This window comes from Stenotrophomonas sp. B1-1, assembly GCF_010894375.1.
Classification (GTDB): Bacteria; Pseudomonadota; Gammaproteobacteria; order Xanthomonadales; family Xanthomonadaceae; genus Stenotrophomonas.
The window spans coordinates 32,163-57,518 of the sequence record NZ_JAAIUZ010000013.1 but is presented as its reverse complement, the minus strand read 5'-3'; the positions used below and the strand labels follow the sequence as shown (position 1 = coordinate 57,518).

The window sequence follows — 25,356 nt, the reverse complement described above, 5'->3', positions numbered from 1 at the left end:
GCAGTGAGCATCGACGAAAAAGAACAACGCCGCGGCCTGCTGGTCACCGCCTCCACCTTCGTGCTGTGGGGGCTGGTGCCGGTGTACTGGCACCTGCTCAACGAGGTGCCTTCGTTCCAGATCATCGCCCACCGCATCATCTGGTCCACCGTGCTGGTGGTGGCCTGGCTGCTGCTGAGCGCACGCCTGGGCTGGTGGCAGAAGATCGCCGCGCAGCCGCGCGCGCTGCCGATCCTGGCCGTATCCAGCCTGACCATTGCCTTCAACTGGGGCCTGTACATCTGGGCGGTGAACGCCGGCCATGTGATCGAAACCAGCCTGGGCTACTTCATCAATCCGCTGGTGAACGTGCTGCTGGGCGTGCTGGTGCTGAAGGAACGGCTGCGCCGCCTGCAGTGGGTGGCGGTGGGCATGGCTGCGGTGGGCGTGGCCTGGCTGACCATCGATGCGGGCACGCCGCCATGGATCGCGCTGGGCCTGGCCTGCTCGTTCGGGCTGTACGGGCTGCTGCGCAAGCTGGTGTCGGTCGATCCGGTGGCCGGCCTGGGCGTGGAAAGCCTGTACCTGTTCCTGCCGGCGCTGGGCTTTGCGATCTGGGCCGAGAACGGCCACGGCGGCGCGTTCTTCCACGGCTGGGGCTGGCGCAACGATCTGCTGCTGGTGTTCGGCGGGGTGGTGACAGCCGTGCCGTTGATCGGCTTCGCCTACGGGGTGAAGCGTATTCCGCTGTCGCTGGTCGGCATCCTGCAGTACATCGCGCCCAGCCTGCAGCTGCTGCTGGGCGTGTTCTTCTTCCATGAAGCATTCGATACCGGCAAGGCGATTGGGTTTGCGGTGATCTGGGCCGGACTGGTGCTGTTCGTGGCCGAGAACGTGCGGGCGATGCGCGCAGCGCGGGGTCGGATCCCTTCGCAACGCGAAGGGCTCTGACCCCAGGGCCTGCGAAGACGATGGGGTCAGAGCCCTTCGCCATGCGAAGGGATCCGACCCCAGGACCGCGGAAAAAAGAACGGCGCCCCGAGGGGCGCCGTTCTGCTTCCATCTCCGGCCAGGAGAGAGTTGGCCGGAACGGGAACGCGGGTGCAGTGCTTAGAAGCGCTGCTGGTACTTCATGTACATGAAACGACCGATGTCGAAGCCGCCGTAGTAGACGAAGCTGCTGTTCGGCTGGCTGTACATGATCGGACCCTGGTGGTCGAACACGTTGTTCAGGCCCAGCGACACGGTGCCGTCCCACGGCAGGGCGTAACGCACCTGCAGGTCGTGGAAGGTGTTCGAACCCACCTTGTTGGTCGGCGAGGCATCGGTGTAGGCCGAGCTGAAGCCCGGCATGTTGCACTCGTCCATGTAGGAGCACTTCTCCTTCATGCTGGAGTAGTAGCGCGCGGTCCAACCGATGCCCAGGTTGCCGTACTGCCAGTCCAGGTTGAAGGTCGAACGCACGCGGAAGTTGCCGCCCCAGCTGGTCAGCTGTTCCACCGGAGTGGTCGCGGCGTTGTCGTTACGCTGCTCCAGGTAGTCGGTGTAGGTGGTGTTCCAGGTGACGGCGAACTTGCCGAACGCGGTTTCCGGCAGGCGGTAGCGCGCGCTGATGTCATAGCCGGCGGTTTCGCGGTAGCCGGCGTTGACCAGCGAACGGTCCAGCGCATTGACCTGGCCGTTGCTGCCGCGGGTGAAGCGGCCGCACGCGGCGTCCGAACCCTGCACGTAGCACTGTTCCAGGATGTTGGTGGCCGACTCGCCAACGATGGCGTTGTCGATGCGGATCTTCCACCAGTCCAGGCTCAGGTCCAGGCCCTGCACGAAGTCGGGGCTGTAGACCAGGCCGACGGTCCAGGTCTTGGCGGTTTCCGGCTTCAGGTTCGGGTTGGAACCCGAATTGAAATCGGTGGTGGCCTGCTGGCCCGGCTTGCTGGCCACGCTGCCATCGCTGTTGAGCTGGCGGAAGTTGGCCGGCACGTTCAGGGCCTTGCAGCGGGCCGCCACGGTGGCGCTGGTGGCGGCGGTGCCGAAGGAGGTATCGCACGGATCGGTGAACGAATCGCGGCTGCTGACGGTGCCGCCGTACAGGTCGTCAACGGTGGGCGCACGGAAGCCGGTGCCGTAGGTGGCGCGCACCAGCAGGCTGTCGATCGGCTTCCACTTCAGGCCGAACTTGCTGTTGGTGGTGGAACCGAAGTTGTTGTAGTCCGAATAGCGACCGGCCACGTCCAGCGACAGTTCACGGGCGAAGGCCATGTCGGCCAGCAGCGGCACCTGCAGTTCCAGGTAGACCTCGTTGAGCGAGTAGTCGCCCTGGGTCGGCTGGCCGCTGGTGCCGGCAATCTGGCCGTTCTGCACCATCAGGTCCGGGGTGTAGCGCGCTTCTTCGGTGCGGTGCTCGAAGCCCATGGCGGCCATGATGTCACCGGCCGGCAGCGAGAACAGCGAACCGGAGATGTTGGCGCTGGCCACCTTGGTGGTGGTCTGGCTCTTGTCCACGAAGCGGGCGAACAGGTAGTCCTGCACGTCCTGGTTGCTCAGCGAGCCCGGGCCGGTGTAGCCCATCGGCGCGGCCGGGTTCCACGGCACGCAGCCGGCGATCACCGCATCGCGGGTGCCGCAGTAGGCAACGCCGTTTTCGATGAACGACGGGCCCACGGCCAGGTTCACGTTCGGCTGGTACATGCTGCCGGTGCCGACGCGCTCGCCTTCATTGCGGTTGTAGGTGTAGCTGACGTTCCAGTCCCAGTAACGCGAACCGGTTTCGAAGCTGCCTTCCAGGCCCAGGCTGCCGCGCTTGGTTTCCAGGGTGTTTTCGGTGCCGCGCAGCATCTCTTCGGTGCGGTGCGAGAACAGCACGTCCTGGCCCCACAGGTTGAACGCGCTGTCCTTGGACAGGGCGGCACGGGTGCCATTGCGCGACTGCGCGGCGGTGACCGAGTACGGGTAGCCGGCCAGGTGCTTGGTCGATTCGCGCTTGCTGTACATCGCATCGGCAACCAGGCGCAGGTTGTCGGTGAACGAGAAGCCACCGTTGGCGAACACCGAGGTGCGCTCCAGGCCGGTCAGCAGGCTCATGTTGGTCTTGGTGTTGGCACCATCGGCCGGGTTCGGCGTATGGAAGTTCGCCGCATCGGTCGGGTCACCGCCCGGGCCGACGGTCAGTGCCTTGCCACCCACGGTGACGCTGCCCCACGGCGTGGTGCCGTTCAGGCCGTCATTGGGGTGGCGCGGGCCGTTGACGTAGCGGCTGAACTCGCGCGCGCCGCCCATCACTTCGTCTTCCTTGGTGCGCTCGGCACCCACGCTGAACCAGCCGCGGTCGAAGGTCTTGCCGAAGGTAGCGCTGTAGGAGCGCTTCTGGCCGTCGCCTTCACCGTACTGGCCGACGTAGACGCTGGCTTCGCCACCGTCGAAGTTCTTGCGGGTGATGATGTTGACCACACCGGCGATGGCGTCCGAGCCGTACAGCGCCGAAGCGCCGTCGGTCAGCACTTCCACGCGCTCGACGATGGCCGAAGGAATGGAGGCCAGATCCGAATAACCGCCGGCGCTGACGCCCATGCGGCGGCCGTCGATCAGCACCAGGCTGCGTTCCGGGCCCAGGTTGCGCAGGCTGACATACATGCCGCCGAAGTCGCGCGAGGAGGTCAGCGAGGAGGCGCGGCTCATGCTCGGCGAACCGGCAGCGGTCACGTCCTGCAGGATGTCGGCAACGTTGACGTAGCCCTTCTTCTCGATCTCGGCGCGGTTCAGCGCAACCACCGGCTGGGCGGTTTCGACACTGGCCTGGCGGATGCGCGAGCCGGTGATCTCGATGCGGTCGAGGTTGGTGGTGTTGTCGCCTGCATCCTGTGCGAAGGCGGGGGTGGTGCAGCTGGCGGCCAGCGCGAGGGTGATCGCGTTGCGCAGCGGGGTGGTCTTCAGGAACATCCGTGAAATCTCGTGTTTCAGAAAAAAACATGCGCCCGTTCTGTGGGCGCGGAGGGTGCTGCAAACCAACGTGGGGGGCGCGATTCTAGAGTGTTTTCATTCGTAACTGTTTGTCCCGGCGTGTCACCTGCGCGCGAAAATGAATCGCAACCAACAATCCACAGGCTGGATGTGCGCAGCATCACGCGCGCGCTGTTTTGCATGCGCAGAGGCATCGATAGCGGCAGGTATTGAGTGATCTGTAATGCGCGTGGTGTGCGGTGGTTCATGCACGCATGGCGTGGATCTACTGCATGGCGCCCGCGCAATGACGGCCGGTGGATCCACGCCATGCGTGGATGGCGCGCCAAAAAAAACGGGCGAAGCCTTCGCTTCGCCCGCTCACGTCCATCACTACCTACACCCGTGCGTTGATCAGGTCTCGCGCAACGCCGTAGTGATCGGCAACCGCGCCGCACGCAGCGCCGGGAACAAGCCGCCGACCAGGCCGATGCCCAGCGCCCACTTCAAGCCGGTCCACAGCAGTTCCGGCGACACATGGAACTTGAACACCACCGCGCTGAAGTTGCTGCCGATCGTGGACACGCTGTAGCCATTGAACACCAGCCACGCCACGGCGCAGCCCAGCAGGCCGCCCAGCAGCGCCAGCAGCATGGTTTCCAGCATTACCGCGGTCACCACCGGCAGGCTGCGGAAGCCGATCGCGCGCATGGTGGCGATCTCGCGCGCACGCGTGGCCACTGCCGCATACATGGTGTTGAGCGCGCCGAACACCGCGCCCACCGCCATGATGGTGCCGATCACCTTGCCAAGGATGTCGATCAGCTTGGTCAGGCCACCGCCCTGCTTGCTGTAGTACGCACGGGTGGTTTCCACGTCCAGCTTCAGGCGCGGATCGGCGGCAACGGCGGCCTTGAACTGCTCGAAGCCGGGCTTGCCTTCGGTCCGCACGCTGATCGACTGCCAGGCACTGCGCTGGTAGGTGGTGGCCAGGGTATCGGCGTCGGTCCACAGTTCCGAATCGTGCGCATCGCCGGTGGCGAATACACCCACCACGGTCCAGCTCTGGTTGCCCAGGGTGAGGGTCTTGCCCACTTCCATATCGCGGAACTGGCCCTGCGCACCCTGGCCGACCACGATCTCGCGCAGGCCGGCGCTGAACTTGCGACCCTGCACGATCTTCACCTTGTCATGCACGGCCCAGGCCTGCGGGCCAACGCCGCGGAACTGTGCGTTGACGTCGGTGCCGTCGGCGCGCGAAACCAGGTTCACCACCTGCGACAGTTCCGGCGACAGCAGCGGGCGGCCTTCGCCATCGCGCGCCACGCCGGGCAGGGTGGACAGAGTGGGCACCTGTTCGCGGGTGATGACCGAGTTGGTTTCCGCCTGCGAACCGCCGCGCAGCACGATGGCGGTGGTGTCATCGCCGGTGTTGCTGAGCGTGGCCTGGAAGCCTTCGCCCATGGCCAGCATGGCCACCAGCACGCCGACCACGCCGGCAATGCCGACCACGATCACCGAGGACGCGCCCCAGCGCTGCGGCAGGCTGGCCACGCCGATGCGGGTGGCGGCCAGTGCCAGCCGCCCACCGCGGGTCAGCAGCAGCCACAGCGCCACCAGCAGCGCCACGGCAAGCACGCCAAACCAGGGCAGGCCGATCCACAGCACCAGGCCCACCGCCAGCAGCAATACGGTGAAGGCGTTGCCGAACCACTTCTTGAGCTTGTTCATGGGGTGTCCTCCTCAGCGGCCGGCCAGTGCGTCGACGATCTTCAGGCGCTTAGCGCGCAACGCCGGCAGCAGGCCGACGATGATGCCGATCACCACGATCAGGCCCAGCCCCACCAGCCAGGTGGGCGTGGGGACGTGGGGCGGCAGCATGCCCATGCTCTTCGGGCCGATGGCTGGCAGGATCAGCGCGGCCAGGCCCATGCCGATCAGGCCGCCCAGGCCGATCAGCAGCACCGATTCCACCATTACCAGCGCCAGCACGGTGCTGTCCTTGAAGCCGAGGGTCTTCAGCGTGGCCAGTTCTGGCACGCGTTCGCGCACCGCCTGGGCCATGGTGTTGCCGGTCAGCAGCAGCAGGGTGAAGAACACCGCGCCCATGATCGAGGTCACGATCATGCCGATGTCAGCAAACTGCTTGACGAAGGCTTGCTGGAACGCCGATTCGGTCTGGGTCTTGGTCTCGTGGTCGGAATTGGCCGAGATCGCATCGATGGCCTGGGCCACACGCGAGGCGTGGTCCGGGTTGTCCAGGGTGACCGTGTACCAGCTCACCTGGTTCTTGATGTAGTCGTTGGATTCATCGAAGTACTTCCAGTTCATCATCAACTGGCGTTCTTCGTTGCCGGCCTGTGCGCGGTCCTTGGAACGGTAGATACCCTTCAGTTCCAGCGGCCAGTCGTTGCTGCCGCCGCGCGGGAAGATGGTGGCCTGCAGCGGAATGGTGTCGCCGATCTTCCAGCCGAACTGATTGGCCAGCGTTTCGCCCACGATGGCGCCGGTGCGCGTCTGCTTCCAGTCTTCCAGCTGTGCCGGGTCGATCTGCAGTTCGCGGTACACATCGAAGTAGTTGGGCGACACCGAGAAGTTGGGGAAGAAGTTCTTCGGGTCCTGGTAGATGCCGCCGAACCACATGCCATAGGCCACGTCGCGCACGCCGGCCACCTGCCGCACCTGGGTTTCCAGGCGGATCGGCAGCGACTGGGTGATGGACAGGCGCGAGGCGACGATCAGGCGGTTGGCACCTTCCACGCTGCCACCGGAATTGAAGGCCACGCGCACCGAATCGAGCATGCCGAACAGCAGGAACGCGGCCACCACCGACAGCAGGGTCAGCAGGGTGCGGGTACGGCTGCGGAAAAGCTGCGCCCACACCAGGGAGAAGTATTTCATCGCCGCAGCCTCCGTCAGTGGGCCAGCGGGGCGTCGGCCAGCTCGCCCTTGTCCAGGTGCACCGTGTGGGTGGCGTACTCGGCGGCCTTCGGGTCATGGGTGACCATGATGATGGTCTTGCCGTGTTCGCGGTTGAGCTGCTGCAGCAGGCCCAGGATCTCCTCGGCCGACTGCCGGTCCAGATCGCCGGTGGGTTCGTCGCAGATCAGGAAGGTGGGATCGGAAACGATGGCGCGGGCGATCGCCACGCGCTGCTGCTGGCCACCGGACAGTTCGTTGGGGCGATGGCTGCGGCGGTCGGCCAGGCCGACCAGGGTCAGCGCGATTTCGGCATTGCGCTTGCGCTGGGCCGCGCTGAGGTGGGTCAGCAGCAGCGGCAGTTCCACGTTCTTCTGCGCGGTCAGCATCGGCATCAGGTTGTAGAACTGGAACACGAAGCCGACGTGGTGGCTGCGCCAGGTGGACAGCTGGCCGCCGCTCATCTGGTCGATGCGTTCGCCCTCGATGCTGATCTCGCCGCCGCTGGGGTTGTCCAGCCCGCCGATCAGGTTCAGCAGGGTGGTCTTGCCCGAACCGGACGGGCCCATCAGGGCAACGAAGTCACCGCGGGCGATGTCCAGGTCGATGCCGTGCAGCACCTGCACCTTTTCCGGGCCGCGTTGGTAGGTCTTGGTGATGTTGCGCAGTGAAACCAGGGTCGACATCGGGAATTCTCCACAGAGGCGGGAAACGGGAATGCGCGCCGGCTGCAGGCCGGAGGGCAGGCGTCGAGCGGTGTTGCCGGCGGCGCCACGCGGGCGCCAGGCCGTTACTGCGCTTGTTTCTGCTGCACCTTGCTGCCGTCGTGCAGGGCGTCGGGCGGGCTCAGCACCACCGCTTCACCGGCGCTCACGCCCTTCAGCAGCTGGCGGTCCTTGCCCATGGCCTGGCCGGCCTGCACGCTGCGCTGCTGCACGCGGTTGTCATCGCCCAGCACGAACGCCACCGACGCGCCGTCGCGCTGCACCACGGCGTTGTCCGGCACGCGCACGCCCTGCGCCGTGCTGGCGGCGGCCTGCGGCTGCGCCTGTTCCAGGAAGCTGACCCGCACGCCCATCTCCGGAACGATGCGCGGGTCCTTCACCTTCAGCGCCACCCGCACCTTCACCGTGGCCTTGCCGCGGTCGGCGGTGGGAATGATGGCGATCACCTCGCCCGGAATCTTCCATTCCGGGTAGGCATTGAGTGTGGCTTCCACCGGCATCTTCGGCTGCACGCGGCCAATGAAGGCCTCGCCCACTTCCACTTCGATTTCCAGCGAGTCCATGTCGACGATGGTGCCGATGCCGGTGCGGGTGAAGCCGCCGCCCGCCGACAGCGGCGAGACGATTTCGCCCGGCTGCGCGGCCTTGGCGGTCACCACGCCGGAAAACGGCGCGCGCACGATGTTGTTGTCCACGCCCAGATCGGCAATGGCCAACTGGTCGCTGGCGACCTTGACGTTGCGCTGGGCCGTTTCCAGCTGCGCGCGCAGGCTGTCACGCTGGGCCACGGCCTGGTCGTACTGCGAACGCGAGACCAGCTGCTGGCCCACCAGGGCCTGCAGGCGGCTGGCTTCGGCGGCGGCCTGGCGCTGCTGCGCCTCAAGCCCGGCCACCTGCGCACGTGCCGCCTGCACCTGCGACGCCGACAGGCTGCGCTGTGCATCGGCATCGATCGGGTCCAGGGTGGCCATGATCTGCCCGGCCTCCACCCGCATGCCTTCTTCGATCATGACTTCGCGGACCTTGCCGGTGATCTTGGCCGACACCGTGGCCATGCGACGGGCGACCACGTAGCCGCTGGCATCGAGCACCGAACTGCTGGCATTGCCCTGCTGGATGGCCACGGCCGGGGCAGTGCTGACTTCCACCGCCGGTTCGCGCCCGAACAGCAGGAAGGCCGCGCCCCCGAGCAGCAGCACCAGCAGCGCCAGCACGATCCACAGCCAGCGGCGCGAACCGCCGCTACCGCGCGGGGGCGGCGGCGCGCCGCGGTCGATACGGAGTTCTTTCAACAATTCGGCAGAAGCGTTCATTGCGTTCCATCACAGGCGTTCGGGCGGGTGTGACCGGAAGCGCGGACAGCGGCGGTTCCGGCGGTGGAGCGTGCGGCACAGCATGACGGCAGGCACGGCGGCAGGGGCAGTGACAGCTGTCATTGGAAGTTCCTGACGGCGGCAACTGCCGGATGTGACCACGGCGGCACAGGATGGCAACGTCCCCGCTACCGGCACTGCCCATGGATCCGATTCCCCCGTCGCTGGCCCGCCTGCAGCAGGTGCAGGTGCACTACGGCAACCACACCGCGCTGCACGGTATCGACCTGCAGGTGCGCGCTGGCCAGGTGCTGGCGCTGCTGGGCCGCAACGGTGCCGGCAAGAGTACCGCGATCAGCGTGCTGTTGGGCCTGCGTCGCGCCGACGCCGGCCAGGTGGAGCTGCTGGGCGGTGATCCGCAGCAGCGCGCCAGCCGCCTTGGCCTGGGGCTGATGCTGCAGAGCACCAACCTGCCGCCGATGCTGCGCGTGGACGAACTGGTGCAGCAGGCCCGCGCCTGCTATCCCGACCCATGGCCGTTGCCCGAAGTGCTGCAGCGCGCTGGCCTGCAGGACGTGGCACGGCGCCGCTATGGCCAGTTGTCCGGCGGCCAGCAGCGCCGCGTGCAGTTCGCCATTGCCATCTGCGGCCGGCCGCGCGTGCTGTTCCTGGACGAACCCACCACTGGCCTGGATATCCAGGCCCGGCAGAGCATGTGGCAGGCGGTGCGGCAGTTGGTGGCCGAAGGCTGCGGCGTGCTGCTTACGACACACTATCTGGAAGAGGCCGAGGCGCTGGCGCAGCGCGTGGTGGCGCTGGAAGGCGGCCGGGTACTGGCCGACGCACCCTTGGCCGAGCTGCGCCTGGCCGACCGGCCGCGCCGCATCCGCTGCCGCAGCGCGCTGGCTGTCGAGGACGTGCAGCACTGGGCAGGCGTGCAGCAGGTGCAGCGCGATGGCGCGCATCTGCAGGTGCTGGCCAGCCCGGCTGAGCCGGTGGTGGCACGCCTGCTGGCCGCCGATGCGCAACTGCAGGAACTGGAAGTGCAGGGCGCCGCCCTGGCCGACGCGTTCCTTGACCTGACCCGGGAGGCTGCATGAACACCCTCATCCACCGTGAAACCAGCAGCGCCGGCCGTTGCCGTGCCGCGCTGCGCCCCTATGCCGCCGAACTGCTGGCCGAGCTGCGCCGCGCCTGGCGGACGCCGGCCTTCGTGCTGCCGTCGCTGTTGTTCCCGGTGCTGTTCTACCTGCTGTTTGGCGTGCTGCTGGGGCGCGGCCATGCGCCGCTGTACCTGCTGGCCACCTACTGCGTGTTTGGTGCGATGGCGCCGGCCCTGTTCGGCTTCGGTGTGCAGCTGGCGCTGGACCGCGAAGGCGGCCTGCTGACCCTCAAGCGCGCGCTGCCGCTGCCATCGGCGGCGCCGTTGCTGGCGCGGCTGGTGATGGCGGTGCTGTTTGCCACGCTGATTGCCGCGCTGCTGGTTGCCGTGGCGCATGCCTTCGGTGGCGTGCGCCTGCAGCCGCTGCAGAGCCTGCAGCTGCTGGCCGTGGCGGCGCTGGCCGCGGTGCCGCTGGGGGCCATCGGTCTGCTGATCGGCAGCCACGTGGGCGCCAGCGCGGCGCCGGCGGTGGTGAACCTGGTGTACCTGCCGCTGGCCCTGCTGTCCGGCCTGTGGCTGCCGTTGGCGGCCCTGCCGAAGGTGTTTTCCACGGTGGCGCCGTTGTGGCCGACCTGGCACCTGGCGCAGCTGGCGCTGCCGGTGGTGGGGCAGCCCGCGGCCGGCAGTACGCTGGGCCATCTGCTGGCGCTGCTGCTGGTGGCTGCTGCAGCCTTGCTGCTGGCACGCCGCCGCCTGCGTCGGATCGGCTGAACTGGCATGATCGACAGCGATCATCCCCGCCTGGATTCCCCCGTGCCATCGAACTGGCTTGCGTCGCTGCTGCGCCCTGCGCCGGATTCATCGGTGGCCGATCTGCTGCGGCGTGGCAAGTCGCCGTGGAGCGGCGCCATCCACCTGCTGTGGTCGGTGTGGATCTTCCTAACCCCGGTGCTGGGCAATGGCTTCACCCTGCGCTGGCTGTTCATCACCCTGGCCAGCTATCCGCTGTTCCTGCTGCTGTACGCACGGGTGATGCTGGCGCCGCGCCACCACGCCTGGCGCTACGCGCTGGCCATGATCGCCATGGCACTGGTGCTGCTGCCCTGGTATCCCTCGGGCCTGAGCTACTTCGTGTTCGGCTGCGTGCTGCTGCGCATGAGCGGGCGCGGCGGCTGGTGGGTGTACCTGCTGCAGCTGACCGGCTTGAACCTGTTGTTCGGCGCGGTGGCGCTGTACTTCGGCTACCCGTGGCAGGCGCTGGTGTGGATGCCGGCGGTCTCTTTCATCGTCGGCCTGGTGGTGAACGTGGAATCGCTCAGCCACCAGCGCGACGTGGCGCTGCAGCTTTCCCAGGACGAAGTACGGCGGCTGGCCACCACCGCCGAGCGCGAGCGCATCGGCCGCGACCTGCACGATCTGCTGGGCCACACCCTTTCGCTGATCACGCTGAAGCTGGAACTGGCGCGCAAGCTGTACGACCGCCAGGACGAACGTGCGCGGCAGGAAATCGGCGAGGCCGAGGCGATTGCCCGCGAAGCGCTGGCACAGGTGCGCAGCGCGGTGACCGGTATCCGCGCCAGTGACCTGGCCGGTGAGCTGGCCTCGGCGCGCTTGCTGCTGGAATGCCAGCAGGTGCATCTGCAGTACAGCGTGCCGCCGCCGATGCCGGTGGAGGTGGAACGCGGCCTGGCGCTGGTACTGCGCGAAGCGGCCACCAATATCGTGCGCCATGCGCAGGCCACGCAGGCGCAGGTGGACTTCATGCTGGAAGGACGACAACTGGTGATGCAGATACGCGATGACGGCCGCGGCGGGGTGCAGGCCGAAGGCAATGGCTTGTGCGGCATGCGCGAACGGGTGGCCGCGCTGGCCGGTGCGCTGGCCGTGCAGTCGCCGCGTGGCGAGGGCACCGTGCTGACCGTGCGCGTGCCGCTGGCGGCGGCCACGGTGGCGGTGGCCCCGGCTTCCCTGCCGCAGGAGGGCGCCGCATGATCCGCATCCTGCTGGCCGAAGACCAGGCCATGGTGCGCGGCGCCTTGTCGGCGCTGCTGGGCCTGGAACCGGATATCGAGGTGCTGGGCAGTGCGGCCGATGGTGAAACCGCGTGGCGGATGCTGCAGCAGCTGCAGCCGGACATCCTGGTGACCGACATCGAGATGCCGGGCCTGACCGGCCTGGAACTGGCCCAGCGCATCGCGCGGCAGGAGCTGCCGATCAGGGTGGTGATCGTAACCACCTTCGCCCGTGCCGGATTCCTGCGCCGCGCGCTGGAGGCGGGCGTGCTGGGCTACCTGTTGAAGGACGCGCCGGCGGAGAACCTGGCCGAGGCCCTGCGCAAGGTGCAGCAGGGCGTTCGTGCAATCGACCCGCAACTGGCGCTGGATGCCTGGTCGCAGGCCGACCCGCTGACCGACCGCGAGCGCCGCGTGCTGCGCCTGGCTGGCGAAGGTCGCAGCGCCAGCGAGATTGCCGAACAGCTGGGCCTGTCGCACGGCACGGTGCGCAACTACCTTTCCGAATGCATCGGCAAGCTGGGCGTGGCCAACCGCATCGAAGCGTACCGGCTGGCGCGGCAGAAGGGCTGGCTGTAGGCAGCGGTAGCGCCGGACCATGGCCGGCGGGCGGTTTCTGCGGGGGCGCGCGCGCTTTCTGTAGAGCCGAGCCATGCTCGGCTGCTGGTCGTGTGCAGGCGCGGAAACGATCCGCCGGGCATGGCCCGGCACTATCCCTTCAGTCCTTGCCGCGGGCCATGGCCTGGAACACGCCGTCGCGGCGCACCCACAGGTGGAACAGCGCTGCGCCCACGTGCATCAGCACCGTGGCGAACAGCACGTAGGCCAGCAGGCTGTGCGCATTGCGCAGGGCGGCATACAGCGCCGGGTTGTGCGGCACCAAGGCCGGCAGGTGCACGCCAGCCCACAGGGTGATCGGATAACCACCGGCCGACAGCATCGCCCAGCCGATCAGCGGCATCGCCAGCATCAGCCCGTACAGCAGCCAGTGCGACGCCGTGGCGGCCAGCACCTGCCAGGCCGGCAGATCGGCCGGTAGCGGGGGCGGCCGGTGGCGCAGGCGGTTGTACAGGCGCAGCAGCACCAGCACGAAGATCGCCACGCCCAGCGGCCGGTGCAGGTCGATCAGCATCGGCCGCAGGTGCAACGAAGCGACCATGGTCACACCGATGAACAGCATGGCCACGATCATCACCGCCATGGTCCAGTGCAGCACCCGCGCCAGCAGGTTGAAGTGGCCGTTGCCGGTGGTCATCGTGCGGCCTCCTTCGGTTGTTCGACGTTGCCGGCGGCGCGTTCGCGTTCGCGGCGGTTGAAGGACTGTGAGTACACCGCCGAACGGGCGGCCAGGATCGGATCATCGCTGCCACGCACGCCGCTGGGCAGGATCAGCGGATCGAAGTTGATCTGCCCGCAGGCGCCTTCTTCCTGCGATTGCATGCGGTCCAGGCTGAGCACGCCGGCCACTACCTGTTCGCGGGATTCGGGCCACGGCACCGACGGGTCGTCGATGGCATCGCCGGCGGCGGCGGTGCTGACCACCAGGTTCCAGCGCACCGGGCCGTTGGCCAGGCGCTGGCGCAGTTCCTGGCTGAGGAAATCGACGCTGGCCTGCTTGCGCGCCTCGGCATCCATGACCACTACCGGCGCCTGCGGCTGCCAGCGCCAGCGCACCGCGCGCTTCTGGCCCTGGGCGTTGGTGAACCAGAAGCTGTTCACGCTGTTATAGGTGGTGTCGGCCCAGCTGCTGGTCCACGGCGCGGTCTTGGCCCACTGCTGGAACGCCTGCGCGCTGGGGTATTTCGCCAGCACGGCGGCCATCTTCGCCGGGTCGGGCTTGCCGGTAGCCGGGTCGGGAATGCCGGCGCGGGTCTGTTCGAAGAAGGCCTCGGCGGTGGGTACGGCGAAGAACGGGAAGCTGTTCATCGCCATCCGCCATTCCTGGCCGTCATCGCTCACCATCTGCACGGCCAGGCTGCGCACCCGCGCGGTGTTGTCGGCGCCATAGGGATCGCCACCGCCGATCGACAGGCGGCCCATCACCGGCACGCGCGGCTGCGAGAACACCCGTGCGCTGGACAGGGGGCGGGCCTGTGCGCTGGGTTCGAACCAGCCGCTCACGCAGATGCCCTTGCTGTGCGCACGGCGGAAGCCGGGATGGGCCGGGCCGGTGGCTTCGATGGTGTCGGTGAAGCGCTGCGCGGTAAGGCGGTCGCCGATCCAGCCGGCCAGCCAGGCGAACACGAGCGCAACGCCGCCCAGTATCAGCGCGATCAGGGCGATCCAGGGCAGGGGCGTGTGCGGGCGGGGCGAGCGCGGCCCCTGGCCGGCGCGGGTAAAGCGGAACAAGGGCATGGTCGGGTTCCTGCCTTCACTGGACGTGTGGGTGGTCGACCCGCACATCCTCGCAGAACCCTTCCAGGCCCGGTATTCAATTTTTCGTCAGATTTGCCGACCGGTTCCGGTAGCGCCGGGCCATGCCCGGCGGCATCTTCAGGCGTAACGCGCCTTCAGCATCGCCCAGGCCGAACGCAGCGCCAGCGCTTCGCCACCGGCCGGGCGGCCCGGGCGTTCGCCGTCGTTCCAGGCGTACACATCCAGGTGCGCCCAGCGCTGGCCCTCGGCCAGGAAGCGTTCCAGATACAGCGCGGCGGTGACCGAACCGGCCATGCGCGAACCGGCGTTGGCCAGGTCGGCCACGCCACTGGACAGATAGCGCAGGTACGGGCGCCACAGCGGCATGCGCCACACCGGGTCACGGGTTGCATCGCCGGCCTGCAGCCACTGCTGGGCCACGCTGTCGTCGTTGCTGAACAGCGCCGGCAGATCCGGGCCCAGCGCGATGCGCGCCGCACCGGTCAGGGTGGCGAAATCCAGCACCAGGTCCGGTTGCTGCTCGCTGGCGAAGGTCAGTGCATCGCACAGGATCACCCGGCCTTCGGCATCGGTGTTGTCGATTTCCACGCTCAGGCCCTTGCGGGTGGCGATGACTTCGCCGGGGCGGAACGCATCGGGGCCGATCGCGTTTTCCACCGCCGGCACCAGCAGGGTCAGCCGCACCGGCAGCTGCTGCGCCATCACCAGACCGGCCAGGGCCAGGGCGTGGGCGGCGCCGCCCATGTCCTTCTTCATGTTGCGCATGCCATCGGCGGGCTTGATGTCCAGGCCGCCAGTGTCGAAGCACACGCCCTTGCCGACCACCACCAGCGCCGGGTCGCTTTCCTTGCCCCAGCGCAGCACCACCAGGCGCGGTGCGCGGTGCGAGGCACGGCCGACGGCGTGGATGGCCGGGAAGTTCTGCTGCAGCAGCGCATCGCCGGTGATCGCTTCAACCTGCGCACCGTGGGCGTCGGCCAACGCGCGCGCGGCGTCTTCCAGCTGCTGCGGGCCCATGTCTTCGGTGGGGGTGTTCACCCAGTCGCGCACGCGCAGGCTGGCGGCGATCAGGTCGGCCACTTCACCCTGCGGCGCGGCCACCAGCTGTGCCGGTGCGCGGTTGCGCTTGCGGTAGCGGTCGAAGCGGTAGCTGCCCAGGCCCCAGCCCAGTTCCAGCAGGGCCTGTTCGTCGGCGCTCAGTTCGCTGGCCAGCTGCCACACGCTGCCTTCGGGCAGGGCGTGCGGGGCATGGGCATAGCTGTAGGCATCGGCACGGTCGCCCACGCCGATCACCGCACCGGCCAGGCCATCGCTGCCCGGCAGCAGGGCCACGCTGTGCGCGGCGGCGTTGAAGCCCTGTGCGCTCAGCCAGGCCTGGGTGGCCGCCGGCTGGGTCGCCTTCCACGCCTCGAACTGGCTGCGGTCGAGCACGTACAGCGGCAGGGCGGTGGCGGTGGAAGCGGTGAAACCAGTGATCTCGCTCATGCGTCAGCTACTCCGGGGTGCGGCGGCGTCGAGGTTGGCATCCAGCCAATCGGCCAGGCCGGTAAGGGTGTCGAACTGCAGGTCAGGCTGCAGCTGCGGATGATTCCAGGTGGCCGCTTCGCGGTTGATCCAGCAACCGCGCAGGCCTGCGGCGATCGCGCCGGCCACGTCCATTTCAATGTGGTCGCCCACGTGCAGCACCTGCGCCGGGGCCACGCCCAGGCGTTCGCAGGCGGCATGGAAGATGCTCGGTTCCGGCTTGGCGGCGCCGTGTTCGCGGGCACCCAGCTGGAAGGCGAAGTGATGGGCCAGGCCGATGCGCTCAAGGTCGGCGTTGCCGTTGCTGAGTGCGGCCACCGGTACGCGCGCGGCAATGCGGGCCAGTGCATCCAGCGCGTCCGGATAGCACTCCACCTGGTTGCGCGCGGCGTAGAACGCCTCGTAGGCCGGCTCCAGCAGGTCCAGGCTGGCGCCACTGTTCTGCAGCGCCTCCTGCAGGGTCAGCCGGCGCAGCGCGCTCAGGTCGAAATGCAGCTGTGGGTTGTCGCGGAACGCGCGCTCGCGCAGTTCGCGCATGGCCGCCACCGGATACATCGCGGCGGTGGCGGGGCTGTGTTCACGCATCCAGTCGTACAGGACCTGGTCGATGCGGGCGCCGATGGGAGCAAACGGCCACAGCGTGTCGTCGAGGTCGAGGGTGATGGCAAGGACAGGGAAGTTCACCCCGCCATTCTACGCCCGCGCGGCCGGGCTTTCATTCCAGCAGCCGCGCCCAGCCCTGCATGCCTTCCAGCCGTGCCAGCACCAGCTTGATGCAGACCAGCAGCGGCACCGCCAGCAGCAGGCCGATCATGCCCCAGGCCCAGCCGAACACCATCAGCGCCAGGATCAGCACCAGCGGCGACAGCTTCATGCGCCGGCCCAGCACGATAGGGGTCACCAGCTGGCCTTCCAGCGTATGCAGGGCCAGGTAGGCGGCGGCCGGCAGCAGCGCCTGCAGCGGATCGCGGAATTCCACAAAGCCCATCAGCAGCATCAGCGCCACGCCGATCAGCGGGCCCACGTAGGGCGCGAAATTCAGCAGCGCCGCCACCGTGCCCCACAGCAGCGCTTCCTGCAGGCCGATGCCCAGCAGCATCAGCACGCCGGCAAACAGCAGGCCGACCAGGGTGTTGATGACGGTGATCGTCAGCACGTAGCGCGATACTTCGCGTTCGATCGAACGCAGGATGTCACTGGTGAAGCGTTGCTGCTGGCGGTTGGGGAACAAGGCGATGGCCGCGCGCTGCAGGCTCTGCCCGTAGATCATGAAGAACAGGGTGAGCAGCACCACCGCCAGTACCGAAGCGGCCAGGCGCGGGGCGCGGGTCAGCATGCGGTAGGGATCGTCCAGCTGGGTGCGGATGACCTGCACGCGGCGGCTGCTCTCGCCGCCGGCCACGCGGGCGAAATTTTCCGCGGCCTGGTTGGCCTGCTGCACCGGCTTGGTCAGGTCCTGCACCTGGCGCGCCACTTTGCGCAGCTGCTGCGGTGCTTCCTGCGCCCAGTCCATGGCCGGGCCCACCAGCTGCACCGCCAGCGCGGTGGTCACCCCCAGCCCGGCGCCCAGGATCAACAGCGCGCCCAGTGCGCGCGGAATCCACAGTTTCTGCAGCAGGCGCAGGATCGGGTTGCCCACCAGGGCGAAGAACATGGCCAGCAGGATGGGCAGGAAGATGTCCTGCGCCGCCCACAGCGTGTACGCCACGGCCAGGGTGGCCAGGATCACCAGCGACATCGGCCCGCGCGGGCGCGACGGCGGCGGCAGCGGCGCGTCGGGCGCGGGCGCGGGCGAAGAGGGGGACAACAGGGGCTCGCTCATCGGCGCACCGACCGGGAAGGGAAGCGCATTATCGTCCCGCCGCGATCAACGCGGCGGGTTCACGGTGTCAACGTTCAGAGACGTCGGTAGCGGCCTCGGCCGGCTGCGGTACGCGCAGCTCGTCGGCCGCACGCGGGGCCGCAGGCGCAGATGCCGGTGGCGGCGTGGCCTGCCCGGTGGCCGTATCCGCAGCGGTGTCGGCGGCGGCATCCGCGGTCTCGGCAGCCTCGTCGGCGGTATCGGCGGCATGGGCCGCCATCGCCGCGGCGAACGCCGCCTGGCCACTGGCCATCAGGTTGGACACCGAGCCGATCATCTGCAGCCAGCGCGCGCCATTCACCTTTCCAGGCACTTCCAGCTTGCCGGCCACGAAGCCGCCGGCCAGGCCGACCACCACGATGCGCAGCGGCGACCAGCCGCGGCGCCAGACCTGGCTGAGCACGCCCCAGTTGTCCTGGGTTTCGGCCATGCGCACGGCCACCACCTGTTCGCAGCGCTTCACCCGCCGCTGCAGTGCGCCGAATTTCATGGCTTGCCCTCCGGAATCTGCACATCGGCGTCCGGGTCATCCTCGCTGGGCTCATCGAACAGGCCCAGGCGTGACAACTGACGCCGGGTGGCATGCATCCCGGTGTGGTGGAAGAAGTAGGACACCCGCCAAATCGCGTAGCCGGTAACGGCCAGGCTGAGCAGGGAGGTGATCAGCAGCGCCTGCAGCCAGCTCAGGCCCCAGCTCTGCAGCAGGGCGATGAGGGTGGCCGCCATCAGCAGCCAGGCCGAGGCGCCGAACACGATGCCGACCCCGGCCCACGCCAGCGCACGGCCGAACGCACTGCGGGCCAGGGCGAAGTCGGCCGAGGCCAGGCGCCGCAGCGAACGCAGCGAGTGCTTGGCCGAATCGGCGGCGGCTTTGCCGGCCGCGCCGACCTGGCGGATGCTCTCGTCCAGCGGCGGGGTCGCCGCCGGATCGGGAGCCTGCGTGGTGTCTTCGCTCACGCCGCGGCTTACTTGTTGTTGCTGCTGGCCAGCTTGGCAATCAGCCAGCCGGCGGCGAAGGCAACGCCGAACGAGGCCAGCGGACGTTCACGGATCAGCTCGGCTGCGCTGTCCACCAGATCCTTGCCCTTGTCCATCAGCGCATCGACCTGTTCCTTGGCGGCGGCACCGCCGAACTCGGCAGCGGCCAGGCCGGACAGCGCGCTGTCGGACAGTTCGGCCTTGACGTTGGCCTTGCCGATGCGCAGTTCGTCACCGGCGGCGCCGGTTGCACCCTTGATCGCACCGCCGGCAGCGCTGGCGGCCTGCTTCAGGTGGGAACCGGCTTCACCCAGGTGTTCCTTCAGGTTCTCGGTATTGGTGGGGCTCATCGAATCACTCCTGTTGCGATGGGGGGACGAACGGATGTTCGGCCGATGGGACGGGTAGCAATAGCATCGGCCGGGTATAGGGGGTGTTACGGCGGGGCGATCAGCGCATCACCAACTGGCCCTGCTGCTGGCCATTGTTGCGCAGGATGCGCAGCACCAGGGTGGGCGGGCGCTGCTGGAAATTGGCGCGCCAACTGGCCAGGTCGGCGAATTCACCCACCGTGGCCTCGGCGATGATGTCGCCCTGCTGCAGGCCGTTGCTGGCCGCGCGGCTGCCACGCTTGACCTCGCTGACCAGCACGCCGCCCACGCCGGACTGGCGCAGCGATTCGGGCAGATCGACGAAGGTGGCCCCGCCCAGGCGCGGGTCCAGGCTGTCACCGGTCACCGCACGCGCCTGCTCTTTCAGCGTGGCCTTGATCTGCAGCGGCTTGCCTTCGCGGCGCACATCCAGGGTCAGCACGCTGCCCACCGCGGCCAGGCCTTCCACGTTGTGCAGCGCTTCGGCACTGTCCACCCGCTGGCCATTGGCCGACACCACCACATCGCCCGGCTTCAGGCCCGCGCTGGCGCCGGCCGAACCGGCCAGCACGCGGGTGACCAGCGCGCCGCGCGTTTCGCCCAGACCCAGGCCCTGGGCGATCTGCGCACTCAGGTTCTGGCTTTCGATGCCCAGCGTGCCGCGCACCACCACGCCATGCTTCACCAGCTGGTCCACCACGCTGCGGGCCAGGTTGGATGGAATGGCCAGGCCCAGGCCGATGTTGCCGGCCATGCTGCCCTGCGGGTTGTAGCTGGCGGTGTTGATGCCCACCAGCTGGCCCTGCAGGTTGACCAGCGCGCCACCGGAATTGCCGGGGTTGATGGACGCATCGGTCTGGATGAAGTTCTGGTAGCCCAGCCCGCGGATGCCGCTGCGGCCGACCGCCGAGACGATGCCCGAAGTGACCGTCTGGCTGAAACCGAACGGGTTGCCGATGGCCACCACGAAGTCACCCACGCGCAGCTGGTTGCTGTCGGCCAGCTTGATGTCGGTCAGGTTCTGCGCCGGAATGCGGATCAGGGCGATATCGGTGTCGCGGTCCGAGCCGAGGAATTCGGCCTTCACCGTGCGCCCGTCGGCCAGGGTGACCTGCACGTCGTCGGCGTTGTCGATCACGTGGTGGTTGGTCAGCACCAGCCCCTCGCTGGCATCGATGATCACGCCCGAGCCCAGCGATTCGTTGATGCGTTCCTGCGGAATATCCGGGAACAGGCGGCGGAAGAACGGGTCGTTGAAGAAGGGGTTGCGTACGCGCACCACCTGCTTGGTGTTGACGCTGACCACCGCCGGCATGGCCTTTTCCAGCATCGGCGCCAGCGAGGGCACCGCCTGTCCGGCCACCGATGCCGGCAGCGCCGCGGTGGTGGGCAGTGCGGCCGGCAACGGTGCTGCGTCGGCACGGTTGTCCAGGTGCGCGTTGAGGCCGGTGGCAACGAAGCCGCCGAAGGCTGCGGCAATGGCGAGCGTGAGCAGGGTGGGTAGCGGTCGCATGGCAGTCAAATTGTTGGCGTGGGTGGGGGCCGTAGGCCTATACGGTAGAACAAGCTGAATGAGTGTGTCGCGATCCGGATAAATGGCCCATGAAAAAGCCAGGGCGCTGGCGGCGTCCACGCGACCCGCGCCGGTACGCATGCAGGCAGCGGGCGACAGTTGGACACAGCGCGATACTTGCGCAGTTCCGCGCATATGGGCAGCACGATGCCGCTTGGCCGCAATTGCCGCAACGCGCGGCCAGCGCACGTTCCAGCGCATGCAGCTGCGTGCCCGCAATGTTCGCGCACCGCTGAAAAAAAGGGGTTTGCCGGATCCTGCACGGCGTAACGACCCGGTCCGCTTACCTTAGTACCGTCGCACAGGATGCGATTGCAGAAGCGTGACCCGTTCCACGATGGCGATTGTCGGTATAGCATCGCCCCGTTTTGACAATCCAGGCCCCCAGGAGGGCAACATGAGCAACGGTAATGGTGTGTCGGTCGTGACCGACGCCGTCGAGAACGTGAAAGAAACCGCCACCAACGTCGGCGAGACCATCGCCCACGCCGCCGAAGACGCCGTGAAGTCGGTCAAGAAGACCGTCAAGCGCGCCACCAAGGCTGCCGGTACCCGCGTTGCCAAGGCCAAGAAGGCCGTGGCCAAGGTCGAAAAGACCGTTGCCAAGAAGGCCGAGAAGGCTGCCAAGTCGGTTGGCAAGACCGTTGCCAAGGCGAAGAAGAAGCTGGAAACCGCCAAGAAGAATGCCAAGGCCGAAGCCGCTGCCCTGAAGAAGGAAGTGGCCAAGAAGAAGGCGGCTGCCGGCAAGGCCGTGACCAAGAAGGCCGCCGCTGCCAAGAAGACCACCAAGGCTGCCACCAAGGCTGCCGGCAAGAAGGTCGCCACCGTGAAGAAGGCCGCCACCAAGAAGGCTGCCGTGGCCAAGAAGACCGTGGCCAAGAAGACCGCCGCTGCCAAGAAGGTTGTCGGCAAGAAGGTCGCGACCGCCAAGAAGGCTGTGGCCAAGAAGACCGTTGCTGCCAAGAAGGTTGCCGGCAAGAAGGCCGTGGCTGCGAAGAAGGTTGTCGGCAAGAAGGTTGCGGCCGGCAAGAAGGTCGCCACCAAGAAGACCGCCGTGGCCAAGAAGGCCGTCGGCAAGAAGGTTGCCGCCACCAAGAAGGTCGCCACCAAGAAGACTGCGGCCGCCAAGAAGGTTGTCGGCAAGAAGGTCGCCGCCACCCGCAAGACCGTGGCCAAGAAGGCTGCACCGCTGAAGAAGGTCGCGGCCAAGAAGGTCGCTGCCAAGAAGGCACCGGCCAAGAAGGTTGTCGCCAAGAAGGCGCCGGCCAAGAAGGTCGTGCGCAAGGCTGCCAAGCGCAAGTAATCCGCGCCGGCGCCATCGACCCTTCCGCCCGGTCCGGGCGGAAGGGTTTTTTTTTGCCTGTCAGTGGCGCGCCAGCTGCACCGTCGGCCGCCACTGCAGCACCGCCAGCGCGACCAGCGGCAAGGCACCGCCGAACATCGCCACGCCGGTCCAGCCGAAGTGATGCCAGGCCAGCGCGCCGGCCCACGAGCCGAACGCCCCGCCCAGGAACATGCCCGTCATGAAGACGGTGTTGAGCCGGCTCTTGAACTCCGGGTGCAGGCCGTACACCTGGTGCTGGTGGCTGACCAGCGCTACCTGCACGCCGAAGTCGAGCACCACCACGCCCAGCACCAGGCCGGCCAGGCCTGGCCACAGGCCCAGCAGCAGCCACGATGCCAGCGTGGCCAGCACACCCAACCGTACCACCGGTGCCGGCCCACGGCGGTCGGCCAAGCGCCCGGCCATCGGTGCGATCGCTACGCCCACCACGCCGATGATGCCGAACAGCCCGGCCGTGGCAGCACCCAGCTGCAGCGGCGGCGCGGCCAGGTGCAGTGACAGCGTGGTCCAGAACACCGAGAACGAAGCGAACAGCAGCGCCTGCGCCCAGGTGGCCCGGCGCAGCAGCGGATGGTCGCGCCACAGCGTGCGCAACGATCCCAGCAGTGCACCGTAACCGGGCGGGTGGCCCGGCGGTGCATGCCGTGGCAGAGAACGCGCCATCAGCAGGGCCGCGCCCAGCGCCAGCGGCACCCCCAGCCAGAACATGGCGCGCCAACTGCTGGCGCTCGACACCAGTCCGGCCAGCGTACGGCTGAGCAGGATGCCGGCCAGCAGGCCGCTCATCACCGTGCCGATGGCTGCACCGCGGCGCTCCGGCGCCACCAGCAGCGCAGTGAACGGCACGATCTGCTGGGCGACGGTGGCGGCCGCCCCCAGCAGGATCGCGCCGATCGCCAAGGTGGCCAGCCCCGGCGCCAGCGCCGACACCACCAGGGCCAGCGCCACCGCCAGGAACTGCAGCACGATCAGCCGCCGCCGTTCGTGGCGGTCGCCCAGCGGCAGCAGCAGGAGCAGGCCGGCGGCGTAGCCGAGCTGGGTCAGCGCGGGTATCCAGCTGCTTACCCGCACATCGCCCAGGTCATGGGCCATGGCCGCCAGCATCGGCTGGTTGTAGTAGATGTTGGCCACGCCCAGGCCGGCGGCCACGGCCATGGCGAACAACGGTGCGGCGCGCGTGGCGCCGACCGCAGTGGGGGAGGAAGACATGACACGGCTCCTGACGGAAAAACGCGCGGGCGTGCTGCAGTGCCCGCGCGCGGGCAGACCTCAGCCTTGCACGAAGGCCAGCAGGTCCGGATTGATCACGTCGGCGTGGGTGGTCAGCATGCCGTGCGGATACCCCGGGTAGACCTTCAGCGTGCCGTTGGCCAGCAGCTTGATCGACTCACGTGCGGCCGCATCGATCGGCACGATCTGGTCGTCGTCACCATGCAGCACCAGGGTCGGCACGGTAATCGCCTTCAGATCGTCGGTGAAGTCGGTTTCGGAGAAGGCCTTGATGCCTTCGTAATGGGCCTTGGCGCTGCCGGCCATGCCCTGCCGCCACCAGTTCTGGATGGCACCGGGAACGACCTGTACGCCTTCGCGGTTGAAGCCGTAGAACGGGCCGCCGGGCAGGTCCAGGAAGAACTGCGAACGGTTGGCCGCCAGTGCTGCACGCAGGCCGTCGAACACATCGATCGGCAGGCCCTTGGGGTAGGCCGCGGTGCGCAGCATGATCGGCGGCACCGCGCTGACCAGCACGGCCTTGGCCACGCGGCCCTGCGGCTGGCCGTAGCGGGCCACGTAGCGCGCCACTTCGCCACCGCCGGTGGAATGGCCGATATGCACCGCGTTGCGCAGGTCCAGGTGCTGCATGACCACCGCGGCATCGGCGGCGTAGTGGTCCACGTCGTGGCCTTCGCTCACCTGCGCCGAACGGCCGTGGCCGCGGCGGTCATGGGCGATCACGCGGAAGCCCTTGGCCAGGAAGAACAGCATCTGCGTGTCCCAGTCATCGCTGGACAGCGGCCAGCCATGGTGGAAGACGATCGGCTGGGCCTCCTTCGGGCCCCAGTCCTTGTAGAAGATCTCGACGCCATCGGGGGTGGTGACAGTGCTCATCCGGGTAACTCCTCAGGGGTGGGTGGGAACGAGGTCCACGCTACGCCTGGGAGGCTCGGCGCAACATCACACGCTCGGTTCGCCGGGGCATACCTTGGTGTGATCGCCTGCTTCGAACAGCCGCTGCAGGCAGTCGGCCAGCGCATCGGCGTCCACCGGCTTGCGCAGGAACGCGACAGCGCCGGACGCACGCACGCGCTGTTCCACGGCCGCGGTGGGGAAGGCAGTCAGGAAGATCATCGGCGGCACCGCACCGCGCGCGCGCAGGCGTGCCTGCAGTTGTTCACCATCGAGTACGGGCATCTGCACATCGCTGATGATGCAGGCCGGCGCGGGCAGTGTGCTGTCATCCAGCAGCGCCTGGCCGTGGGCGTAGGCACGCACGGCATAGCCCAGCGCGCGCATCAGGCTGGACAGCGACGCGCGGACGCCGGCATCGTCGTCCACGATCGCGATGAGGGGGGGCGGAAACATGTGGGACTCCTTCATGCCACCCCGGACGCAACGGGTCCGGGCTTGGCTGGTGTCCTTTATGCCGCAGTCGCGCGGCCGCCACCATCATACGCAGGTGTGGGTAGCGGCCCGGGCGCGGGCTGTGCTCAGTGGCCGATACCCAGGGCTTCGGCCTGGCGCACCAGCTCGGCCAGCGAGCGCACGCCCATCTTGCGCATCACGTTGCCGCGGTGGATCTTCACCGTGATCTCGCTCAACTGCAGTTCGGCGGCCACCTGCTTGTTCATCAGGCCCGACACCACCAGCGCCATCACTTCGCGCTCGCGGCTGGTCAGGGTGGCGTAGTGCGCGCGCACGCCGTCCAGCGCGCCATCGCTCTGGCGGCGCTGGCGGTCGCGCTCGATGGCTGCGGTCACCGCATCCAGCATGTCCTGGTCGCGGAAGGGCTTGGCCAGGAAATCCACCGCGCCGGCCTTCATCGCCTTCACCGTCATCGGAATGTCGCCATGGCCGGTCATGAACACCACCGGCAGGGCCACGCCCTGGGCGGCCAGCTGGGCCTGCACATCCAGACCGCTCACGCCCTGCAGGCGCACGTCCAGCACGATGCAGCCGGGCACATCGGGCAGCGGCTGCGCGCCCAGTTCGCCAGGGGCCGCGTACAAGCGCGTCTGCAGCCCGACCGAGCGCAGCAGGCTGTCCAGCGAGGTGCGCACGGACGGATCGTCATCCACGATCACCACCAACGGCGGCGCAGCGGGTGGGGGCGCGGAACGATGCATG

The 25,356-nt window shown here is 68.1% G+C and carries 24 protein-coding genes; 6 read left to right on the top strand and 18 right to left on the bottom strand.

Features of this window, described 5'->3' with window-relative positions; all coding sequences use genetic code 11:
* The first annotated feature begins 3 nt into the window (after nucleotides 1–3).
* Nucleotides 4–930, top strand: a complete 927-nt coding sequence (gene rarD / locus G4G00_RS11905) for an EamA family transporter RarD (RefSeq protein ID WP_164273734.1) — start codon at nucleotides 4–6, stop codon at nucleotides 928–930.
* A 159-nt stretch (nucleotides 931–1,089) separates the two neighbouring features.
* Here rarD and G4G00_RS11900 read toward each other — a convergent pair whose 3' ends face one another.
* From G4G00_RS11900 to G4G00_RS11880, 5 genes are all read right to left on the bottom strand, one after another.
* On the bottom strand, nucleotides 1,090–3,915 hold the full coding sequence (locus tag G4G00_RS11900; RefSeq protein WP_108755157.1) for a TonB-dependent receptor: 2,826 nt from the start codon (nucleotides 3,913–3,915) through the stop codon (nucleotides 1,090–1,092).
* Between the two features lie 414 nt (nucleotides 3,916–4,329).
* Nucleotides 4,330–5,646: an ABC transporter permease gene (locus G4G00_RS11895; protein WP_108751890.1), complete on the bottom strand. Its 1,317-nt coding sequence runs from the start codon at nucleotides 5,644–5,646 to the stop codon at nucleotides 4,330–4,332.
* A 12-nt stretch (nucleotides 5,647–5,658) separates the two neighbouring features.
* Entirely contained in the window at nucleotides 5,659–6,816 is a 1,158-nt protein-coding gene (locus tag G4G00_RS11890; RefSeq protein WP_108748177.1) for an ABC transporter permease, read from the bottom strand.
* A 14-nt stretch (nucleotides 6,817–6,830) separates the two neighbouring features.
* On the bottom strand, nucleotides 6,831–7,520 hold the full coding sequence (locus tag G4G00_RS11885; RefSeq protein WP_004153799.1) for an ABC transporter ATP-binding protein: 690 nt from the start codon (nucleotides 7,518–7,520) through the stop codon (nucleotides 6,831–6,833).
* A 104-nt stretch (nucleotides 7,521–7,624) separates the two neighbouring features.
* Nucleotides 7,625–8,872 carry an efflux RND transporter periplasmic adaptor subunit gene (locus G4G00_RS11880; protein WP_164273731.1) on the bottom strand — a complete coding sequence of 416 codons (1,248 nt, stop codon included), beginning with the start codon at nucleotides 8,870–8,872 and terminating at the stop codon, nucleotides 7,625–7,627.
* Nucleotides 8,873–9,075: 203 nt separating this feature from the next.
* Between G4G00_RS11880 and G4G00_RS11875 the strand changes: the two genes are divergently transcribed.
* Genes G4G00_RS11875 through G4G00_RS11860 form a run of 4 tightly spaced genes read left to right on the top strand, consistent with a single transcriptional unit; the run spans nucleotide 9,076 to nucleotide 12,565 of the window.
* Entirely contained in the window at nucleotides 9,076–9,972 is an 897-nt protein-coding gene (locus tag G4G00_RS11875) for an ABC transporter ATP-binding protein (protein WP_164273728.1), read from the top strand.
* On the top strand, nucleotides 9,969–10,745 hold the full coding sequence (locus tag G4G00_RS11870) for an ABC transporter permease (protein WP_164273725.1): 777 nt from the start codon (nucleotides 9,969–9,971) through the stop codon (nucleotides 10,743–10,745). Before G4G00_RS11875 ends, G4G00_RS11870 begins: the two co-directional genes overlap by 4 nt.
* 6 nt (nucleotides 10,746–10,751) lie before the next feature.
* Nucleotides 10,752–11,966: a sensor histidine kinase gene (locus tag G4G00_RS11865; protein ID WP_108755161.1), complete on the top strand. Its 1,215-nt coding sequence runs from the start codon at nucleotides 10,752–10,754 to the stop codon at nucleotides 11,964–11,966.
* Nucleotides 11,963–12,565 (top strand): response regulator transcription factor, encoded by a 603-nt coding sequence (locus G4G00_RS11860; protein ID WP_164273722.1) that lies wholly within the window; start codon nucleotides 11,963–11,965, stop codon nucleotides 12,563–12,565. Before G4G00_RS11865 ends, G4G00_RS11860 begins: the two co-directional genes overlap by 4 nt.
* Nucleotides 12,566–12,704: 139 nt before the next feature.
* Here G4G00_RS11860 and G4G00_RS11855 read toward each other — a convergent pair whose 3' ends face one another.
* The 9 genes from G4G00_RS11855 to G4G00_RS11815 form a co-directional block, all read right to left on the bottom strand.
* Nucleotides 12,705–13,241: a cytochrome b gene (locus tag G4G00_RS11855; protein ID WP_164273719.1), complete on the bottom strand. Its 537-nt coding sequence runs from the start codon at nucleotides 13,239–13,241 to the stop codon at nucleotides 12,705–12,707.
* On the bottom strand, nucleotides 13,238–14,341 hold the full coding sequence (locus G4G00_RS11850) for a catalase family peroxidase (protein WP_164273716.1): 1,104 nt from the start codon (nucleotides 14,339–14,341) through the stop codon (nucleotides 13,238–13,240). The genes G4G00_RS11855 and G4G00_RS11850 overlap by 4 nt, the downstream gene beginning before the upstream one ends.
* Nucleotides 14,342–14,479: 138 nt before the next feature.
* On the bottom strand, nucleotides 14,480–15,847 hold the full coding sequence (locus tag G4G00_RS11845) for a M17 family metallopeptidase (RefSeq protein ID WP_108751898.1): 1,368 nt from the start codon (nucleotides 15,845–15,847) through the stop codon (nucleotides 14,480–14,482).
* 3 nt (nucleotides 15,848–15,850) lie between these two features.
* Entirely contained in the window at nucleotides 15,851–16,570 is a 720-nt protein-coding gene (locus tag G4G00_RS11840) for an HAD family hydrolase (protein WP_108751899.1), read from the bottom strand.
* A 31-nt stretch (nucleotides 16,571–16,601) separates the two neighbouring features.
* Nucleotides 16,602–17,708, bottom strand: a complete 1,107-nt coding sequence (locus tag G4G00_RS11835) for an AI-2E family transporter (protein WP_164273713.1) — start codon at nucleotides 17,706–17,708, stop codon at nucleotides 16,602–16,604.
* 67 nt (nucleotides 17,709–17,775) lie between these two features.
* The gene (locus tag G4G00_RS11830; RefSeq protein ID WP_164273710.1) at nucleotides 17,776–18,237 is read right to left on the bottom strand and encodes a protein sip-5; all 462 of its coding nucleotides are present in this window, start codon (nucleotides 18,235–18,237) and stop codon (nucleotides 17,776–17,778) included.
* A complete protein-coding gene (locus tag G4G00_RS11825; RefSeq protein ID WP_108751902.1) occupies nucleotides 18,234–18,704 on the bottom strand; it encodes a phage holin family protein in 471 nt (156 codons plus the stop codon). The genes G4G00_RS11830 and G4G00_RS11825 overlap by 4 nt, the downstream gene beginning before the upstream one ends.
* Before the next feature lie 8 nt (nucleotides 18,705–18,712).
* Nucleotides 18,713–19,075, bottom strand: a complete 363-nt coding sequence (locus G4G00_RS11820) for a hypothetical protein (RefSeq protein WP_108748190.1) — start codon at nucleotides 19,073–19,075, stop codon at nucleotides 18,713–18,715.
* A gap of 100 nt (nucleotides 19,076–19,175) precedes the next feature.
* Entirely contained in the window at nucleotides 19,176–20,609 is a 1,434-nt protein-coding gene (locus G4G00_RS11815; protein WP_108748191.1) for a Do family serine endopeptidase, read from the bottom strand.
* Nucleotides 20,610–21,066: 457 nt separating this feature from the next.
* Between G4G00_RS11815 and G4G00_RS11810 the strand changes: the two genes are divergently transcribed.
* Complete coding sequence (locus tag G4G00_RS11810) at nucleotides 21,067–21,972, top strand: histone (RefSeq protein WP_108751904.1); 906 nt, start codon at nucleotides 21,067–21,069, stop codon at nucleotides 21,970–21,972.
* A 60-nt stretch (nucleotides 21,973–22,032) separates the two neighbouring features.
* Here the strand turns inward: G4G00_RS11810 and G4G00_RS11805 are convergent, their stop codons facing one another.
* The 4 genes from G4G00_RS11805 to G4G00_RS11790 form a co-directional block, all read right to left on the bottom strand.
* Nucleotides 22,033–23,223 (bottom strand): MFS transporter, encoded by a 1,191-nt coding sequence (locus G4G00_RS11805; protein WP_108751905.1) that lies wholly within the window; start codon nucleotides 23,221–23,223, stop codon nucleotides 22,033–22,035.
* A 60-nt stretch (nucleotides 23,224–23,283) separates the two neighbouring features.
* Nucleotides 23,284–24,120: an alpha/beta hydrolase gene (locus G4G00_RS11800; RefSeq protein WP_164273705.1), complete on the bottom strand. Its 837-nt coding sequence runs from the start codon at nucleotides 24,118–24,120 to the stop codon at nucleotides 23,284–23,286.
* Nucleotides 24,121–24,186: 66 nt separating this feature from the next.
* Nucleotides 24,187–24,594 carry a response regulator gene (locus tag G4G00_RS11795; RefSeq protein ID WP_108751907.1) on the bottom strand — a complete coding sequence of 136 codons (408 nt, stop codon included), beginning with the start codon at nucleotides 24,592–24,594 and terminating at the stop codon, nucleotides 24,187–24,189.
* A gap of 125 nt (nucleotides 24,595–24,719) precedes the next feature.
* Entirely contained in the window at nucleotides 24,720–25,355 is a 636-nt protein-coding gene (locus G4G00_RS11790; protein ID WP_108748196.1) for a response regulator transcription factor, read from the bottom strand.
* Between the last annotated feature and the right edge of the window lies 1 nt (nucleotide 25,356).

Coding starts and splice junctions, on each gene's coding strand:
- G4G00_RS11900 (WP_108755157.1), bottom strand. CDS start 3,915: ATGTTCCTGAAGACCACCCCGCTGCGCAACGCGATCACCCTCGCGCTG.
- G4G00_RS11895 (WP_108751890.1), bottom strand. CDS start 5,646: ATGAACAAGCTCAAGAAGTGGTTCGGCAACGCCTTCACCGTATTGCTG.
- G4G00_RS11890 (WP_108748177.1), bottom strand. CDS start 6,816: ATGAAATACTTCTCCCTGGTGTGGGCGCAGCTTTTCCGCAGCCGTACC.
- G4G00_RS11885 (WP_004153799.1), bottom strand. CDS start 7,520: ATGTCGACCCTGGTTTCACTGCGCAACATCACCAAGACCTACCAACGC.
- G4G00_RS11880 (WP_164273731.1), bottom strand. CDS start 8,872: ATGAACGCTTCTGCCGAATTGTTGAAAGAACTCCGTATCGACCGCGGC.
- G4G00_RS11875 (WP_164273728.1), top strand. CDS start 9,076: ATGGATCCGATTCCCCCGTCGCTGGCCCGCCTGCAGCAGGTGCAGGTG.
- G4G00_RS11870 (WP_164273725.1), top strand. CDS start 9,969: ATGAACACCCTCATCCACCGTGAAACCAGCAGCGCCGGCCGTTGCCGT.
- G4G00_RS11865 (WP_108755161.1), top strand. CDS start 10,752: ATGATCGACAGCGATCATCCCCGCCTGGATTCCCCCGTGCCATCGAAC.
- G4G00_RS11860 (WP_164273722.1), top strand. CDS start 11,963: ATGATCCGCATCCTGCTGGCCGAAGACCAGGCCATGGTGCGCGGCGCC.
- G4G00_RS11855 (WP_164273719.1), bottom strand. CDS start 13,241: ATGACCACCGGCAACGGCCACTTCAACCTGCTGGCGCGGGTGCTGCAC.
- G4G00_RS11850 (WP_164273716.1), bottom strand. CDS start 14,341: ATGCCCTTGTTCCGCTTTACCCGCGCCGGCCAGGGGCCGCGCTCGCCC.
- G4G00_RS11845 (WP_108751898.1), bottom strand. CDS start 15,847: ATGAGCGAGATCACTGGTTTCACCGCTTCCACCGCCACCGCCCTGCCG.
- G4G00_RS11835 (WP_164273713.1), bottom strand. CDS start 17,708: ATGAGCGAGCCCCTGTTGTCCCCCTCTTCGCCCGCGCCCGCGCCCGAC.
- G4G00_RS11830 (WP_164273710.1), bottom strand. CDS start 18,237: ATGAAATTCGGCGCACTGCAGCGGCGGGTGAAGCGCTGCGAACAGGTG.
- G4G00_RS11820 (WP_108748190.1), bottom strand. CDS start 19,075: ATGAGCCCCACCAATACCGAGAACCTGAAGGAACACCTGGGTGAAGCC.
- G4G00_RS11815 (WP_108748191.1), bottom strand. CDS start 20,609: ATGCGACCGCTACCCACCCTGCTCACGCTCGCCATTGCCGCAGCCTTC.
- G4G00_RS11810 (WP_108751904.1), top strand. CDS start 21,067: ATGAGCAACGGTAATGGTGTGTCGGTCGTGACCGACGCCGTCGAGAAC.
- G4G00_RS11805 (WP_108751905.1), bottom strand. CDS start 23,223: ATGTCTTCCTCCCCCACTGCGGTCGGCGCCACGCGCGCCGCACCGTTG.
- G4G00_RS11800 (WP_164273705.1), bottom strand. CDS start 24,120: ATGAGCACTGTCACCACCCCCGATGGCGTCGAGATCTTCTACAAGGAC.
- G4G00_RS11795 (WP_108751907.1), bottom strand. CDS start 24,594: ATGTTTCCGCCCCCCCTCATCGCGATCGTGGACGACGATGCCGGCGTC.
- G4G00_RS11790 (WP_108748196.1), bottom strand. CDS start 25,355: ATGCATCGTTCCGCGCCCCCACCCGCTGCGCCGCCGTTGGTGGTGATC.